This window comes from Geomonas sp. (assembly GCF_035254065.1).
In the GTDB taxonomy this organism is placed as follows: Bacteria; Desulfobacterota; Desulfuromonadia; order Geobacterales; family Geobacteraceae; genus Geomonas.
Genome location: NZ_DATFBA010000153.1, coordinates 1 through 14,761 on the forward strand (window position 1 = coordinate 1; position 14,761 = coordinate 14,761).

Sequence of the window (14,761 nt, forward strand, 5' to 3'; positions counted from 1 at the left end):
AGAGGCTGACGGATTTTCTCTGCGGGATCAACTGTTGGCCTCTGGAGCTGAGGTGCTTATGAAGAAATGTCTGGTTGTCGGGGCGGGCGGACACTGCCGGGCGCTGTTGTCCATCCTTCAGGAGCAGGGAGATGCCTACGACATCGTCGGCATCGTCGACCTGCAGCCATTGCGGGGCAAAGAGACCATCCTCGGTGTGGAGGTGGTCGGGACCATTGCCGACTTGCCGCGTTTCAAGGAGAGCGGGGTCACCGCCCTCTTCCTCGCCCTGGGCGACAACGCCGAGCGTGCCCGCCACTATCGGCTCGCCAAGGAACTCGGCTTCGAGCTACCCAACCTGATCGCGCCGGGCGCCTACCTCGCGGCTTCCGCCACCATCGGCGAGGCCAACCTGATCTGCCACCGCTGCCACTTGGGACCGGTCTCCCGCATCGGCAACGGCAACATCCTCAACACCGGCTCGGTGCTGGAACACGAATCCACCGTGGACGACTTCTGCCACCTGGCGCCGCTCTCGGTGATTTCAGGGCGCTCCCATCTCGGCAGTCAAGTCTTCTTGGGGGTGAATGGCACCGTCATCGACAAGGTGAAGGTCTGCGATCGCGTGATTATCGGGGCGGGATCTGTGGTGGTGAAGGATATCACCGGGGAGGACGCCACCTACGTCGGGGTCCCGGCTCGAAGCCTCGCTGCAGCCGGGGGGCCGAAGCAGCATTAGGATCTTGCGCCGTCTGACGCGGCCCGGAAGATTGCCAGGCGTAACGTAAAAAGGGGGCCCTCACAAAGGCCCCCTTTTTACGTTCGTCCTATACTTATTTTTTCTTTTTAAAATCTTTTTCCACGCGTAGATGACGGCGACGCAGACGCATCTGGCTCCAACGGGAAGGAGCTTCTTTCGACAAGAGATGAATGCACTTGCTGCCGGCGAACTCCAGGCTTGCCCACCAGTGCAGGTTTGCCTTAGCAGCAACCGCTTGAAGGCCCATTGAGGAGAGGAACGATATATGCTGACCGTAGTCTTGTGCCAGGTAGGTCCACTTCGACGGGTCAGGGAAACGGGTGGAATCGTACAATTCGGTACTCAACAGAAGGGTCCCTTTCGGGCTCAGCCGTTCAGCCAGTTCTTGTACGAAATCAATGGTCTCAACGGTGTGCTCTATAACTTCGATCGCAGTGATCAGGTCAAAGAACCCGGCCGGCAATTCACGTGAGATATATCGTTCGGCAAAGACGGGTTTGGCGTAAGGATCATGCCCCCACGCATCATAGCCATCGTCCCGCAAAAGACAAACCAATAAACCTAATCCGGCACCTTCATCAAGGCACCTGGGAACCTTTGGCAAGAGGCTTTCGGCGCGCAGGCAGCGAATGACGCGTTGAACCGCAAGGCTTCTCATCAATCTGCTGACGTCAGGGTCGGGATAATGGTTTAGTGAATAGGCTTCGTCCAGCCAGTTCGGGGTATGAAGCTGCAGGGTGCCGCAGGCAGGGCAGGCATGATAGGTAACCGGAATCTTCTGGAGAACGATGCCGGTGAATGCCGCATTCGTCTCAACTCCACAGGCCCTACAAGGGTTAGAATTTGCGTCCTCAGAAAAAGTCGCTTTTAGTTCCGTCAATTCTATTACTCCTCCATGGTGTCGCTTTGCCCGGCGTAATTTGAATTCAAGTCATGACACTCATGATCCTGCCTGAACACACCTTTAACATGTAGCTCTCATGTTTACAAAGTAAAAATCCCTAACTTTTCATCTTGAGAGCGGCGTCAAAACTTCTCCTCACAAAAAAAGCGAGGTATATGTCGATTTTGTCGGGAAAGTATTTGCGGAATCTGCTATCATGGCCGGCCGTAGTGACGGCCCTCGGCCCGGCTTTGGCTTTTCCGGCCCGGTTTGTCGTGCGAGGCCCGGTTGGCAAGGCCCCCGCGGTGACCGGACTGTCGGCAGGTCTCTGCTCCCCGCTGCACCGTCTGCGCAGTTTTAAGTACATGGAGAGTTTTTTTGATGTTCGGCCAAAAAAAGTACCGGCGTTTTCTCTGCCTTTTCTTCGTCTTCACCCCGCTGCTGTGTGGCATGGCTGCGGCGGTCAATTACTACATCGATCCCATGTGGTGCTTCAGGCACGCCAACCGCTACAACGGCGTTCAGTGCGACATCGACGACCGCCAGCAGAAGACCAACTACCTCAAGTGCCGGGCGGGTGAGGGGTACGACACCCTGATGATCGGCAACAGCCGCGTCATGCTCATGAACCAGAACGACTTCGGCCCGCACACCTTCAACTACGCGGTGGCCGGCATGCTCCCCATCGAGTTCCCCGAGTACATCAACTACGCCAAGAAGGTGAACGGCAAAAGCTTCCAGCGGATCGTGATCGGCTTGAGCTTCGCCCCCACCAACGAGGAGTGCAGCTACTTCGCGGGCAAGGCCCCTTCCTATTACTTCAAAAACGCCGACAATCCGCTCTACCGCTACGGGCTTTTGTTCAGCCGGGACGTGCTCAACAAATCACTGTACAACTACCACAACTCCAGCCGCTTCGGGGTTACGGTCTACACCGATCGCTACAACGTCCGGCACGTCCGGAAGGAGCGGGTGAAGCTGGAAGAGAATCTGCGAGCGAACCTCGAGGATACGGTCAACAGCTATCGCAACCACTTCCGCTACCTGGAGGGGTACCGCTCCATTCTCGAGTCGATCAAGAAGGACAACCCCGGCACGGACTTCAAGGTCTTCACCACACCGGTGAGTAAGCCGCTTTTCTGCGCCGTGGTGAATGAGGGGAGGCTCCCCGACTACGAGCGGTGGCTCAGGGAGTCGGTGGAGGTGTTCGGGGAGGTCCAGCATTTCGAGTACCTCAACTCGGTCACCCGCAACTACCAGAGCTACTACATGGACGGGCACCACTACTATCCGGAAGCGGGCACCCTGATCGCGCATAAGGTGATGGGGGTAGCTGACCAGGCCATCCCGGCCGACTTCGGGATGCTGGTGACCCGCGCCAACATCGACGAGAAACTGAAGGAGATCGAGGCGTCCGCTGCCGAGTGCGCCGTCACCGCAGGTGGCAAGGCTCCCGCCGGCTTGGCCCTCCCAGCCCCGGCGACCGGCAAGTCGACCGCGGCACCATGACCCGCAGGGCCCGCGCGGCCTATCAATTCCAAAGGATCTAACATGCTGTTCAACTCCTACCAATTCATCCTGGCATTCCTGCCGCTGACCCTGTTCGCCTACTTCATGCTGAACAGGATGCGGCTCACCGCGGCCGCCAACGCCTCGCTGCTGCTCGCCTCGCTGGTCTTCTACAGCTGGTGGAACGTGAGCTACCTGCCGCTCATCCTGATCTCCATCCTCTTCAACTACACGATCGGCTACCTTTTGGTGGAGTACGATACGGCGAAGAAGCGCCTGGTCACCCGCAAGTCGATCTTCCTGTTCGGTCTCGCGGGCAACCTCGCCTTCCTCGGCTACTTCAAGTACATGGACTTCTTCATCCAGAACGTGAACGTGCTGCTGAAGGGGAACCTGCCGCTTCTGCAGATCGTGCTGCCGCTTGGTATCAGCTTCTTCACCATCACCCAGCTTGCCTTCCTGGTCGACTGCTACGAAGGTCTGGTTGAGGACAGAAATCTGCTCAGCTACGCGCTGTTCGTCACCTTCTTCCCGCACCTTTTGGCCGGCCCGATCCTGCACCACAAGGAGATGATGCCCCAGTTCGAGGCGACCAGGAACAAGGTGCTGAACTACCGCAACATCTGCCGCGGCCTGTTCCTGTTCTTCATCGGCCTCTTCAAGAAGGTGGTGGTGGCCGACGAGCTCGCCCACTGCGTGAAGGCGGGGTTCGACAGCGGCGTCGGCCTCAACATGGTGGAGGCGTGGGTGGTGAGCCTCTCCTACACGCTGCAGCTGTACTTCGACTTCTCCGGCTACTCGGACATGGCTATCGGGGTGGCGGTGCTCTTCAACATCGTGCTGCCGGTCAACTTCAACAGCCCCTACAAGGCGGCCAACATCATCGACTTCTGGAAGCGCTGGCACATGTCGCTCACCAGCTTCATCACCACCTACCTCTACTCGCCGATGGTGCGCTCCTTCAAAAAGATCACCTTCGCCAAGTCGATGCTGGCCACCTTCCTGGCCATGCTGATCGCCGGCATCTGGCACGGCGCCGGCTGGACCTTCATGCTGTGGGGTGCCTTCCACGGCGGCGCGCTGGTGGTGAACCACCTCTGGAAGCGGAAGAAGCTCCCCATGCCCAAGCCGCTCGGCTGGCTTTTCACCTTCCTGTTCGTGAACTTCTCCTTCGTGCTGTTCCGCGCCAAGACCATGGCGGACGCCGGTCGGGTCCTGAAGGGGATGGTGGGGCTGAACGGTGTCCTCCCGGCAACCGTCACCCATTTCGCCCTCTCCGATCTGGGGCGCGGTCACTTCTGGAAGCTCCTGATGAAGGAGGTCAACGGCAACGACGCCACCATCTGGACGGTGCTGGTCTGCCTGACGGTCACCCTGGTCTGCAAGAACTCCATCCAGCTGGAGAAGGAGTTCAAGCCGTCCTGGGGGCACTTGGTCTTCCTGGTGCTGGTGAGCTTCTACGTCATGATCAACATCAACAAGGTAAGTGAGTTCCTCTACTTCCAGTTTTAGACGCAAGGAGAACGTAGCGTGTCTGGCCGAATAAAATCGCACCGGGTGTTTCTCCTGCTGTTTGTGCTGCTGCAGCTTCCGCTGGCAGCCGGCGTCGCCCTTTTCAACTACTACATCGACCCGATGTGGTGCTTTGACCACGCCAACCGGTACAACAGCACCCAGGAGGACATCGATGACCGTCAGCAGAAGACCAACTACCTGACCTTCGTGAAGAAGGGGTTCGACACCCTGATCATCGGCAACAGCCGGGTCAAGATGATGAACCAGTTCGAGTTCGGCCCCAAGGCCTTCAACTACGCGCTGAACGGCATGACACCGAAGGAGTACAACGCCTACATCGACTACGCGAGGAAGGCGAACGGCAAGGACTTCGACGTGATCGTGGTCGGCCTGAGCTTCGCCATGACCAACAGCGCCTTCGAGTATCCGAGCGGGCACGAGCCCTCCTTCTACTTTAAGAACGCCACCCGTCCCGGCTACCGCTGGCAGATGCTGCTCAGCGGCGACGCCTTCAGCCATGCCTGGACCAACCTCCGGCACTCCCTGAAAAACGACAGCACGGTATCCTTCGACCGGAACACGGTGGAGCACGTCAATCTGGGCCGGGTGAACGTGGAGCAGCAGCTGCAGATGGGGCTGATCGACACCCGCGACACTTACCGCAAAAACTACCACTACCTGGAGGAGTTCCGCTCCATCCTGGAGACCATCAAGAAGAACAACCCGCACAGCCGGATCGTCGCCTTCACCACGCCGGTCACCGAACCGCTCTACAGCGCGATGGTGGAGCAGGGGCGCTTCCCCGAGTACCGCAGGTTCCTGAAGGAGGCGGTCGAGGTGTTCGGCGAGGTCCATCACTTCGAGTACCTGAACAGCGTGACCAAGGACTACCGGCGCCATTTCATGGACGGCCATCACTACCTGCCGGCCACCGCGGACCTGATGATCCATCGCATGCAGGGGAAGCCCGATCCGGCGGTGCCGGCTGATTTCGGCATGCTGCTCAACAGCTCCAATTTCGAAGAGAAGCTCGCCCAGTTGGAAACCGAGAGCGTCGCCTCCCTCAAAAAGACCAACCCCTCCGCCGATCCCGCCGCCAGCGCCAGCACTTCCCGCAAATAGCCTGCTCATGTCCGCCGTGCCGGCACGGTCGTGCTGACAGCCCTCGCCCCTGGCTTGATCCCCTCGCCCCTTCAGGGGAGAGGGTGGCCGAAGGCCGGGTGAGGGCGCCTCACCAGCTCAATCAAACCTCTGCCAGCTCTCCCTCGCCCGTGGGGAGAGGGGACTGTTGGCGGTAGTGGCGATGAGCCAATGGAGACAAAGTAAGAACACGACCGGTCAACAGTGGCGGGAAGGGAGCGGGACCACGCACTTTTCGGTTGACGTTCCCTCTGCCATGGCTTATTTTTTGCGCTTCCGGGGAACCGGACGCATTTCACCAGGGGGCTCGGCAGGCGTCGATCAGGCGTGGCAGTATCCGGCCCGGCATCCCTACAGAGAGTGGTGAGCCATGGAGATCGTCGTGGACAAACAGTTCAACATCGGAGATATCTGCAGCGCGGCCCAGTGCCGGGCCGGACACGGCGACAAGGTGGCCATGCGCTGGATCGCCGCCGACCTCTCGAAGCGCGACTACAGCTTCGCGGAGCTTGACCGGGAGAGCTCCCGCTTCGCCAACGTCCTCAAGGGGCTTGGCCTTTCCGCCGGGGACATCTTCTTCACCTTCCTCCCCAAGATGCCCGAGCAGTTCTTCTCCTTCCTGGGGGCGCTCAAGCTGCAGGTGGTCTGCGGCACCCTGTTCTCCAACTTCGGGGAGGAGGCGGTGCTCGACCGGGTGGGCGATTCCGGCGCCAAGGGGATCATCACCAAGAAGAGCTTTCTGAAGAAGATCTCCCGCATCCGCGACCAGCTGCCGGCGCTTCGCTTCATCATCGTGGTGGACGTCGACGAGCACTTGGCCGAAGACACCCTGAGCTACTCCAAGCTGATGGCGGCGGCCTCCGACGACTTCACCGCCCCTCTCACCCCCCCCGAGACCCCCTCGGTGCTCCACTACACCTCCGGCTCGACCGGCAAGCCCAAAGGGGTGCTGCACGCGCACCGCTCCATCCTCTGGCAAAGCCACACGGCAGCCGAGGTCCTCGGTCTCACCCCCGACGACATCTTCTGGTGCACCGCCGACCAGGGGTGGGTGACCGGCACCTCCTACGGTATCATCGGCCCCTGGAGCCTCGGCGTCACCCAGGTCCACTTCGGCGGCGGCTACGACCCGGCCGAGTGGTTTCGCCTCCTGCAGGACGAGAAGGTGACGGTCTGGTACTCGGCGCCCACCGCGCTGCGCATGCTGATGCGCGAGGAGGACGCGCTGTACCAGGGCTTCGACCTCTCGCGGCTCAGGCACATAAGCTCCGTGGGCGAGCCGCTCAACCCGGAGGTGAACCACTGGGCCCGGCGGGTGATGGACAAGGAGATCTACGACACCTGGTTCCAGACCGAGACCGGCGCCATCATGATCGCCAACCGTCCCGGCCTGGAGGTTCGCCCCGGTTCCATGGGTAAACCGGTGGAGGGGATCGAGCCGGCCATCATCGCCGACGATGGCTCGATCATCACGGACGGCACCCCCGGCAACCTCTGCCTGAAGGTCGGCTGGCCCTCGATGTTCACCACCTACCTGAACAACCCCTCGGTCTACCAGAGCCGCATCCGGGACGGCTACTACTACACCGGCGACACCGCCTACCGCGACGCCGACGGCTACTACTGGTTCCGCGGCAGAAGCGACGACGTGATCAACACCTCCGGGCACCTGGTCTCCCCCTTCGAGATCGAGAGCTCCCTGATCGAGGTGGCGGAGGTGGCCGAGGCGGGGGTGATCGGGGCCCCGGACGAACTGCTCTTCGAGAAGGTGGTGGCCTTCGTCTCCCTGCACAGGGGGATCGAGTACGACCGCGCCCTGGAACTCAAAATTCGGCTGCACGTGAGCAACAAGCTCTCGTCGGTGGCGACGCCGCACGAGATCATCTGCGTTGACTCGATCCCCAAGAACAAGAGCGGCAAGATCATGAGGCGCGTCCTCAAGGCCCGCTACCTGGGGACCGACGCCGGCGACATCTCAACACTGGAGGAATGACATGGACATACTGCAGGAACTTACCCCCATCTTCCGCGAAGTCTTCGACGACGACAGCATCGAGCTGACCCGAGAGACAACCGCCAACGACATCGACGCCTGGGACTCGCTGACCCACATGAACATGGTGATGGCGGTCGAGGTCAAATTCGGCATCCGCTTCGCCCTGGGTGAGCTCCCCTCCCTGCGCAACGTGGGCGATCTCGCGGACCTGGTCCAGAAGAAGCTGGCCAAAAAGTAGGAGAGGCAGACTTCAGGCGCCCGCTGGGTGTGCCGGGCGCTTTCGAGCGCTCGGCACCGAAACGGCGCCTCCGCCTCCGCCTGAACCAGCACGATCGGCTGGACCGCCCCAGCCGCTGCTCGTCGACACGCCCTTCCCCTGCCTGACCCCGGGCCGCTCACGGCCCAGATTCCGTTAATTTTTTGAGAAAAAATGAGGTGAAAGGTCGCAGAATCTGCTAGGATGTCGGTTTGCGGAACCAGCAGGACGTGAATCTTTGGTGCACACTTCAGCTCACAGGCATGCCAAGGAGGAGAATCGTGAATATTCTGGTTACCGGCGCCGCCGGCTTCATCGGCTTCCACCTGTCCAAGAGGCTCCTGGAGGCCGGGCTCACCGTGGTGGGGCTCGACAACCTTAACGATTACTACGACGTCAACCTGAAGCTCGCGCGGCTGGAGCAACTGAAGGCCCTGCCGGGCTTTCGCTTCGTGAAGATGGAGCTCTCGGACCGGCAGGCGATGGCGGGGCTCTTCGCGTCCGAGCGGTTCGACCGGGTGGTGAACCTGGCCGCCCAGGCGGGGGTGCGCTACTCGCTGGTCAACCCCTACGCCTACACCGAGAGCAATATCGAGGGGTTCATCAACATCCTGGAGGGATGCCGCCACCAGGGGGTGAAGCACCTGGTGTACGCCTCCTCCAGTTCGGTGTACGGTGCCAATACCGAGATGCCCTTCTCGGTGCACCACAACGTGGACCACCCGGTCTCGCTGTACGCGGCCACCAAGAAGGCCAACGAGCTGATGGCGCACACCTACGCGAGCCTGTATGGGCTGCCGACCACCGGCCTGCGCTTCTTCACGGTGTACGGGCCGTGGGGGAGGCCGGACATGGCGCTCTTTCTGTTCACCCGCGCCATCCTGGAAGGGCGTCCCATCGACGTGTACAACTTCGGCAAAATGCAGCGCGACTTCACCTTCGTGGACGACATTGTGGAGGGGGTCGTGCGGGTCATGGAGCGGATTCCGGCCGGCAATTCCGCCTGGAGCGGGGCGAGTCCCGACCCGGGGAGCAGCTACGCTCCCTACAGCATCTACAACATCGGCAACAACCAGCCTGTCGAGCTGATCCGTTTCATCGAGGTGCTGGAAGAAGAGCTGGGGCGCAAGGCCATGAAGAACCTGCTGCCGATCCAGCCGGGCGACGTGCCGGCTACCTATGCGGACGTGGACGATCTGATGCGGGACGTCGGCTTCCGCCCGGCCACCTCCATCGAGGACGGCATCGCCCGCTTCGTCAAGTGGTATCGCGGTTATTACCAGGTGTAAGGCGGTAACAGTTTTTGCACACAAGGAACAACGGTTATATGGGTAGAGGAGCGGCCTATTCGCCCCTGCGGCAGCTCAAGCAGTTCTCGGCATTTCTGGTCCCCTACGCGACGTTCTGGCTGGTCTACTTCCTTATCTGCCGGCTTGCCTTCGTGCTCTACCACGGCTCGAAGTTGGCCGGCTTTTCGGCTTCGACGGTGGCTGGCATCTTCGCTTTCGGCGCCTACGCCGACCTCTCGACGGCCTGCTACCTGGCCTCGATCCCCTATCTGATCTGGTTCGCCAACTCGCTGTTTCCCTTCGGTGCGGCCCGGGCGCTGATCAAGGGGTACAGCTACCTTTTCATCGTGCTGGCCTCGCTCATCTGCGTGGGCGACCTGCAGATCTACCGGGAGTGGGGAACCAAGCTGAACGCCCAGGCGCTCGCCTACCTCCGCTACCCCAAGGAGGCCTTCGCCTCGGCCGCCTCCTCTCCCTTGCTGCTTTTGGTGGCGGTGGCGATTTTGCTCTGCTTCGCCGGCATCTTCCTGTACGGGAAGCTGTGCAACGGGCTCCCCTTCGCCGACCGGCCCGAGCGCTCGCTCATCAGGCTGCCGCTCTTCGTGGTCTTCGCCGCCCTCATCTTCCTGGGAATCCGCGGCAGCGTGGGTGTAGCGGCCATGAACCCGAGCTTCGTCTACTTCTCGAAGCACCCCTTTGCCAACCATGCCGCGCTCAACAGCGCCTGGAACCTGTTCTACGACGCTAAGTACTACTTCAAGGAGAAGGGGAACAACTTCGTTTACCTCGCTGATGACGAGGCGAAGCGGCGGGTAGAGCGGCTGATGGCAAGCGGAATTCCGAACGACACCGATGAGATCCTCACTACCAAGCGTCCCAACATCGTGCTCTTCATCCTGGAGAGCTTCACCGCCGACGTGATCGGCGCGCTGGGGGCCGAGCAGGGGATCGCGCCAACCTTTGACGAGCTCGCCAAGGACGGCCTGCTCTTCACCGACTTCTACGCCAACGGCTACCGGAGCTCCTACGGGATTCCGGCCGTGCTCGCCGGGTATCCTTCCACCCCGGAAGGGAGCATCCTCACCCATCCCCTGAAGATGGAGCGGTTGCCGACCCTGTGCGGCTCCCTCAAGAAGGCCGGCTACGCCACCCAGTTCCACTACGGTGGCGACGACCGCTTCGACGACATGATCGCCCTGTTACGGCACTCCGGCTTCGACAAGGTGGTGGACCGGGAATCGTTCGACAAGAAGGACATGAACTCCAAGTGGGGAGCCCAGGACCACGTTCTGTTCAACCGGGTGATCGACGATCTGAAGGGGGAGAAGGCGCCCTTCTTCAGCGCCATGTTCACCCTGAGCAGTCATGAGCCGTTCGAGGTGCCGATGGCGCCGGTCTACCAGGGGAAGGACGAGGCGACGCTGTTCAAGAACGCGGTCCACTACAGCGACCAGAGCCTGAAGGCGTTCTTCGAGCGGGCTCGCAAGGAGCCCTGGTACTCGAACACCCTCTTCGTGTTCGTGGCCGATCACGGGCACCCGCTCCCGCTGCACCGCTACTACGACTTCCTGCCGGAGCGCTCCCGGATCCCGCTGCTTCTTTACGGAGAGGTGCTTAAAAAGGAGTACCGCGGCATGCGCAAGGCGACCGTCGCCTCGCAGTCCGACATCGCGGCCACCATCCTGGCCCAGCTCGGTCTGCCGCACGACGAGTTCAGGTGGAGCAACAATATCTTCAACAGGAACCGGCGGGACTTCGCCTTCTACAACTTCCACACCGGCTTCGCGCTCCGCACCCCGGAGCAGACCACTGCGTGGGACAACGTGTCGAAGAAGGTACTGTTGAGGACCTCCACGGCCAGGAGCGAGGCACGGAACGCCGAGTCGCTGAAAGACACCCAGGCCTACATGCAGTACCTCTTCAAGGGGTATCGCGCTCTGTAGCCGTGGTTTTTACATTTTCCCGCTTCCTTAGGCTCTCACTCCCCTTCAAGGGGAGGGCAGGGGTGAGGATGGGGTTAGCTACACGCACAGCTCACTTTGCAAGGAAGGACCATCTCATGAAATACAAACCGCTCGACTTCTCCGGTGTCAGCACCTATCCGCTCAAGACGCGCAACAACAAGGTCAGCGTCGCCAACGACTTCGCCGGCACCGTCCGCTCCGGCATGAGCGTCTCCGAGCTGTTGGCCGCCATGCCCAACCAGCTCGGCTCCCAGTCGCTCAACCGGGTCATCGACGCCGTGGTGGCCGCCCGCGAAAAGGGCAAGCCGGTGGTGATGGCCATGGGTGGGCACGTCATCAAGTGTGGGCTTCAGCCGGTGCTGAAGGCGCTGATCGAGGCGGGTGTGGTGACCGCGGTGGCCCTGAACGGCGCGGGCTCCATCCACGACTTCGAGATCGGCCTGATCGGCGCGACCAGCGAGGACGTGGGAGCGGTGCTGCACGCCGGCAACTTCGGGATGGCCGAGGAGACCGGCTCCCAGATCAACGCGGCGCTCAAGAAAGGGGTTGCCGAAGGGCTCGGGCACGGCGAGTCGCTGGGACGCACCATCCTGGAAGAGGAGTTCCCCTTCCGCGAGCAGAGCCTGATGGCGACCTGCGTGAAGAACGGCATCCCGGTGACCGTGCACGTGGCGATCGGCACCGACATCACCCACCAGCACCCCAGCGCCGACGGCGCCGTGCTGGGGGCTGCGAGCTACACCGACTTCAGGATCCTCACCTCCGTGGTCTCCGAGTTGGGTGACGGCGGGGTTTACCTGAACATCGGCAGCGCCGTGCTGTTACCCGAGGTGTTCCTGAAGGCGCTTTCCATCGCCCAGAACCTCGGCCACCACGTCGACCACTTCACCACCGCAAACTTCGACATGCAGCAGCACTACCGGCCGCTCACCAACGTGGTCAAGCGCCCCACCTCCGGCGAGAGCCGCGGCTACACGGTGACCGGTCACCACGAGATCATGATTCCGCTGCTCGCGGCCGGAATCCTCGACAAGATCAAGTAAAAAGCCTGACCACGGAGGTCACGGAGGGTGCGCAGAGGGCACAGAGGAAACCCTTCTTGGTAAAAACCTTTTGTTTCTTCAGTGTCCTCCGTAAAACCTCCGTGTCCTCTGTGGTATGCTTTTAGAATTTTCTGGAGAGCTTGAATGGAAAGACGAGAAGTTGAATCGTTTCTGGAAAAGGCCGCTTCGGTAAGGGCCCTGGTTATCGGCGATCTGATGCTGGACGAATACCTGTGGGGGCGCGCGGAGCGGATCTCGCCGGAGGCCCCGGTGCAGGTGGTCGAGGTGGCCCGTGATGACCTGCGCCTGGGAGGCGCCGGCAACGTGGTCAACAACCTGGTGGCGCTGGGGTGCACCGTCTCAGTCTGCTCGGTGATCGGCGCCGATGATAACGGACTCACCCTGCGCAACGCCTTCGCGGAAAAAGGTATCGACCTGGAAGGGCTCTTCGAGGACCCGGAGCGCCGCACCAGCAAGAAGACCCGCGTCATCGCCGCCAACCAGCAGATCGTCAGGATCGACCGGGAGACCAAGTCCGCCATCGGCGCCGGCTCCGAGCAGGAGATGATCCACTACATCCTCTCCTGCTGCGGCAACTTCGACGTCATCATCGTTTCCGATTACCTGAAGGGGGTGCTGACCCCGCAGGTGCTGGCCACCGTCTGCAAGGCGGGAAGGGCGCTGGGTATCCCGGTGGTGGTCGACCCGAAGGGGAGCGACTACAAAAAGTACACCGGCGCCACCCTGCTCACCCCCAACCGCAAAGAGGCGGAGATCGCCTCCGGCATCGCCATTGGCGACCTGGAGAGCCTGGAGCAGGCGGCCGACCGGCTCCTCTCCGAGCTGGAGCTGGACGCGCTGCTCATCACCAGGAGCGAGGCGGGCATGTCGCTCTTCCACGCGCAGGGGGGCGGGGTGCACATCCCCACCGTGGCCCGGGAGGTCTTTGACGTGACCGGCGCCGGCGACACCGTGATCTCGGTGCTCTCCCTGGGGCTCGCCTGCGGGCTCCCCATGGAGGACGCCGCCTGGGTCGCCAACGTCGCCGCCGGCATCGCGGTCGGCAAGCTGGGGACCTCCACCGTCTCCCCGCAGGAGATCGTGGCGGAGGTGGGGCACAGCCTCAAGGACAGCGACTCCAAGATCAAGAACCTGGACGTCCTGGCCCACCAGGTGGCCATCGAGCGCTGCCGCGGCAAAAAAGTGGTCTTCACCAACGGCTGTTTCGACCTTCTGCACGTGGGGCACGTCAAGTACCTGCAAAAGGCGCGGCAGTTGGGGGACATGCTGGTGGTGGGACTCAACTCGGACGCCTCGGTGCGCCGCCTGAAAGGGGAGAAGCGTCCCCTCATCGAGCAGTCGGAAAGGGCCCACATCCTGGCGGCCCTGGACTGCATCGACTTCGTGGTGATCTTCGACGAGGACACCCCCTTGAAGGTGATCGAGGCGGTCCGCCCGGACGTGCTGGTCAAGGGTGGCGACTACAGCCTGGACGGCGTGGTCGGCCGCGAGGTGGTCGAGGCCAACGGCGGCAAGGTGGAGCTGGTCCAGTTCGTGGACGGCCGCTCCACCAGCCGGATCATCGAAAAGATACTGTCGAGTTACTGAAATAACGACTAGAAACGAAGTAGGTTACACCGGAGGACGTACATGAAAAAAGCGCTCATCACGGGCATCACCGGGCAGGACGGCTCCTACCTCGCCGAACTCCTCCTGGAGAAGGGGTACCAGGTGCACGGCATCATCCGCCGCTCCTCCTCCTTCAACACCGGCCGCATCAACCATATCTACCGCGATCCCCACGAGGAGGGGACCAGGCTCCTGCTCCACTACGGCGACCTGAACGACGCGAGTTCCATCAACCGCCTCTTGCGCGAGATACATCCGGATGAGATCTACAACCTGGGGGCTCAGAGCCACGTCAGGGTCTCCTTCGACGTCCCCGAGTACACCGCCGAGGTGGACGCCCTGGGGGCGGTCAGGATCCTGGAGGGCATCCGCGAGAGCGGCCTCAACACCCGCTTCTACCAGGCTTCCTCTTCCGAGCTGTACGGCAAGGTGGTGGAGACCCCCCAGAAGGAGACCACCCCCTTCTACCCGCGCTCCCCTTACGCCTGCGCCAAGGCCTACGCCTACTACATCACCATGAACTACCGCGAAAGCTACGACATGTTCGCCTGCAACGGCATCCTCTTCAACCACGAGTCGCCGCGCCGCGGCGAGACCTTCGTGACCCGCAAGATCACCCGGGCTGCGGCCAGGATCAAGCTCGGCCTGCAGGAGCGCCTCTATCTGGGGAACATCGAGGCCAAGAGGGACTGGGGCTTTGCCGGGGATTACGTCGAGGGGATGTGGCGCATGCTGCAGGCGGAGCGCCCGGACGACTACGTGATCGCGACCGGGGAGACCCGCAGCGTCCGGGAGTTC

Annotated in this window: 12 protein-coding genes; 11 read left to right on the forward strand and 1 reads right to left on the reverse strand. The window is 61.7% G+C overall.

Features of this window, described 5'->3' with window-relative positions; genetic code table 11:
- The first annotated feature begins 58 nt into the window (after nt 1-58).
- The gene (locus VJ604_RS07380; RefSeq protein WP_324081175.1) at nt 59-718 is read left to right on the forward strand and encodes an acetyltransferase; all 660 of its coding nucleotides are present in this window, start codon (nt 59-61) and stop codon (nt 716-718) included.
- A 94-nt stretch (nt 719-812) separates the two neighbouring features.
- Here VJ604_RS07380 and VJ604_RS07385 read toward each other — a convergent pair whose 3' ends face one another.
- A complete protein-coding gene (locus VJ604_RS07385; protein WP_324081177.1) occupies nt 813-1,619 on the reverse strand; it encodes a class I SAM-dependent methyltransferase in 807 nt (268 codons plus the stop codon).
- Between the two features lie 384 nt (nt 1,620-2,003).
- On the opposite strand from VJ604_RS07385, the gene VJ604_RS07390 reads away from it, so the two are divergent.
- The 10 genes from VJ604_RS07390 to gmd all read left to right on the forward strand — a co-directional run.
- Nucleotides 2,004-3,131, forward strand: a complete 1,128-nt coding sequence (locus VJ604_RS07390) for a hypothetical protein (RefSeq protein WP_324081179.1) — start codon at nt 2,004-2,006, stop codon at nt 3,129-3,131.
- Between the two features lie 42 nt (nt 3,132-3,173).
- The gene (locus VJ604_RS07395; protein WP_324081180.1) at nt 3,174-4,643 is read left to right on the forward strand and encodes an MBOAT family O-acyltransferase; all 1,470 of its coding nucleotides are present in this window, start codon (nt 3,174-3,176) and stop codon (nt 4,641-4,643) included.
- Nucleotides 4,644-4,661: 18 nt separating this feature from the next.
- On the forward strand, nt 4,662-5,768 hold the full coding sequence (locus VJ604_RS07400; protein WP_324081182.1) for a hypothetical protein: 1,107 nt from the start codon (nt 4,662-4,664) through the stop codon (nt 5,766-5,768).
- 388 nt (nt 5,769-6,156) lie between these two features.
- Nucleotides 6,157-7,779 (forward strand): AMP-binding protein, encoded by a 1,623-nt coding sequence (locus tag VJ604_RS07405; RefSeq protein ID WP_324081183.1) that lies wholly within the window; start codon nt 6,157-6,159, stop codon nt 7,777-7,779.
- A gap of 1 nt (nt 7,780) precedes the next feature.
- Nucleotides 7,781-8,020 (forward strand): acyl carrier protein, encoded by a 240-nt coding sequence (locus tag VJ604_RS07410; RefSeq protein WP_324081184.1) that lies wholly within the window; start codon nt 7,781-7,783, stop codon nt 8,018-8,020.
- A gap of 296 nt (nt 8,021-8,316) precedes the next feature.
- A complete protein-coding gene (locus VJ604_RS07415) occupies nt 8,317-9,327 on the forward strand; it encodes an NAD-dependent epimerase (RefSeq protein ID WP_324081194.1) in 1,011 nt (336 codons plus the stop codon).
- A 38-nt stretch (nt 9,328-9,365) separates the two neighbouring features.
- The gene (locus tag VJ604_RS07420) at nt 9,366-11,270 is read left to right on the forward strand and encodes an LTA synthase family protein (protein ID WP_324081187.1); all 1,905 of its coding nucleotides are present in this window, start codon (nt 9,366-9,368) and stop codon (nt 11,268-11,270) included.
- 116 nt (nt 11,271-11,386) lie between these two features.
- The gene (locus VJ604_RS07425) at nt 11,387-12,334 is read left to right on the forward strand and encodes a GSU2086 family protein (RefSeq protein ID WP_324081188.1); all 948 of its coding nucleotides are present in this window, start codon (nt 11,387-11,389) and stop codon (nt 12,332-12,334) included.
- A 144-nt stretch (nt 12,335-12,478) separates the two neighbouring features.
- Nucleotides 12,479-13,942 carry a bifunctional D-glycero-beta-D-manno-heptose-7-phosphate kinase/D-glycero-beta-D-manno-heptose 1-phosphate adenylyltransferase HldE gene (gene hldE / locus VJ604_RS07430; protein ID WP_324081190.1) on the forward strand — a complete coding sequence of 488 codons (1,464 nt, stop codon included), beginning with the start codon at nt 12,479-12,481 and terminating at the stop codon, nt 13,940-13,942.
- Nucleotides 13,943-13,984: 42 nt separating this feature from the next.
- Nucleotides 13,985-14,761, forward strand: a 777-nt coding sequence (gene gmd / locus VJ604_RS07435; RefSeq protein ID WP_324081192.1) for a GDP-mannose 4,6-dehydratase, incomplete at its 3' end; no start/stop codon positions are given.

Bases quoted from the DNA above. Each gene is read 5' to 3' on its own strand.
- VJ604_RS07380 (WP_324081175.1), top strand. From the start codon at position 59: ATGAAGAAATGTCTGGTTGTCGGGGCGGGCGGACACTGCCGGGCGCTG.
- VJ604_RS07390 (WP_324081179.1), top strand. From the start codon at position 2,004: ATGTTCGGCCAAAAAAAGTACCGGCGTTTTCTCTGCCTTTTCTTCGTC.
- VJ604_RS07395 (WP_324081180.1), top strand. From the start codon at position 3,174: ATGCTGTTCAACTCCTACCAATTCATCCTGGCATTCCTGCCGCTGACC.
- VJ604_RS07405 (WP_324081183.1), top strand. From the start codon at position 6,157: ATGGAGATCGTCGTGGACAAACAGTTCAACATCGGAGATATCTGCAGC.
- VJ604_RS07410 (WP_324081184.1), top strand. From the start codon at position 7,781: ATGGACATACTGCAGGAACTTACCCCCATCTTCCGCGAAGTCTTCGAC.
- VJ604_RS07420 (WP_324081187.1), top strand. From the start codon at position 9,366: ATGGGTAGAGGAGCGGCCTATTCGCCCCTGCGGCAGCTCAAGCAGTTC.
- VJ604_RS07425 (WP_324081188.1), top strand. From the start codon at position 11,387: ATGAAATACAAACCGCTCGACTTCTCCGGTGTCAGCACCTATCCGCTC.
- hldE (WP_324081190.1), top strand. From the start codon at position 12,479: ATGGAAAGACGAGAAGTTGAATCGTTTCTGGAAAAGGCCGCTTCGGTA.